This is a genomic window from Serratia sp. HMSC15F11 (assembly GCF_001808215.1).
GTDB lineage: Bacteria > Pseudomonadota > Gammaproteobacteria > Enterobacterales > Enterobacteriaceae > Serratia > Serratia nevei.
On sequence record NZ_KV792469.1, the window covers coordinates 1 to 1,469 of the forward strand.

The window sequence follows — 1,469 nt, forward strand, 5'->3', positions numbered from 1 at the left end:
GCATGACGAGTTCCGCGTCGAGGATCCGTGGGAAGACGAGATCGCCGAGCTGCTCAAGCTGGACGTTGACGACTGCGACCCGACTGCTTTCGTGCCGACGAAGGCCTTGTTCTCTCAGGTAGGGCTCATGATTGGCCATACCAGCAACAAGCAGCATCAGCGCATGGCGGCTATCATGTCCCGATTGGGCTATGAGGTTGGCAGGAAGCGCATAAACGGTGCGTTAGTTCGTGGCTACTTCCGTCGAACGCAAGCTGTCGTGTAAGGGTTACTTTTCCGTAAGAGGGGAGCTATATGCTCCCCTTTTTTATTGTTCCACCCGGGTGGATCACGGGTGGATCATCACGCCGTTTTTGTACCACCTGTTCCACCCGGGTGTTCCACCCGTTCCACCCGTGTTCCGCCCGTGGATGGAACAGCTAAGGCCTCGTGTTTAAAGGCTTTCATTGTTGTGTTCCACCCGTTCCACCCTATTTTCTAATTAAAAACAAAAAATGAATAAATTGGGTAAATAGGGGGTAAATGCTCACTAATTGAACAATTAGTTGTTTTTTTTACTATTTATGAATCTATGCCGGATCGGGTGGAACGGGTGGATCATCTTGGAATCGACGCGCCGCAGCTGCACCCTGCCGGATGCACTTTGCTTGTCTTATTAGATCGGTGGATGGGTTCGTCGTGCCGGGATGGTCGGTGGTAGTGGTTCTGAGGGGGATCGGAGGTTTGGGTGGCGCTGAGGGCACGAGGCTTTCGCCTCGCGCTGGGTGGTCGTCTGTTGGTTCTGCGTGAGGGCTTGCCCTCGCGCACGCGAGCGGTAACAACTCGTTAACGTGCGGATCCGCGTATTTCGCGGGCTCCCGGGTTTTCTGCGGCGGTAAAGCGGCGGTAAAAGGCGGTTTTCCCGCCGTTTTCAGCTCTGTTGGCGATTCATGCCCTCGCGCATGATGTCGGCCTCGGTGCCTGGCTTGATCTCGTAGATGACGCGCTCGCGTTCCTGCGTCTTGAGTAGGGATGTCATAAGGCCGCTGATCGCTTTGACCATGGTGGCGTCCTTCTCCAGCATGGCCTGTAGCGAAGCTGTGCGGAGGGCTTGCAGGTCGGTGGCGTGGCGCTGTAGCAGCTCAAACTGGCGCTGTACAAAGTGGTTTTTTAGGCGTCGGATCGCTGCCTGTGGGGTGGCCTCGACGGCTCGCTGTGCGCGTTCGCGCATCTCCTCGATGCTGAGGACGTTGCTGGGTGCGTCGGTGCGGGCTTTCGCCCAATCTCTGACGGTGCGGGGTGGGATCCCCATGGTGCGTGCGACGGTGGCTGCGGTTGCGCCGTCCTGCTCCAGTAGTCTGAGCGCCTGGGCTTTCTGCTCGGTGGTGTATTTCTTCATGGTGTCCTGCTCCGGTTGGTTTCTCTCCTGTATTGAAACGTCACGCGCTGAAAATGGCGGGGGTTTTTGGGGGGGACACGGCGTTTGTGCG

At 57.1% G+C, this 1,469-nt stretch carries 2 protein-coding genes; one reads left to right on the forward strand and one right to left on the reverse strand.

The window, feature by feature from the left end; genetic code table 11:
* Positions 1 to 265, forward strand: a 265-nt coding sequence (locus HMPREF3138_RS26740) for a hypothetical protein (RefSeq protein WP_168166344.1), incomplete at its 5' end; no start/stop codon positions are given.
* 645 nt (positions 266 to 910) lie between these two features.
* On the opposite strand, the gene HMPREF3138_RS15545 is transcribed toward HMPREF3138_RS26740, so the two are convergent.
* Entirely contained in the window at positions 911 to 1,378 is a 468-nt protein-coding gene (locus HMPREF3138_RS15545) for a helix-turn-helix domain-containing protein (RefSeq protein ID WP_070559148.1), read from the reverse strand.
* Between the last annotated feature and the right edge of the window lie 91 nt (positions 1,379 to 1,469).

Bases quoted from the DNA above. Each gene is read 5' to 3' on its own strand.
- HMPREF3138_RS15545 (WP_070559148.1), bottom strand. From the start codon at position 1,378: ATGAAGAAATACACCACCGAGCAGAAAGCCCAGGCGCTCAGACTACTG.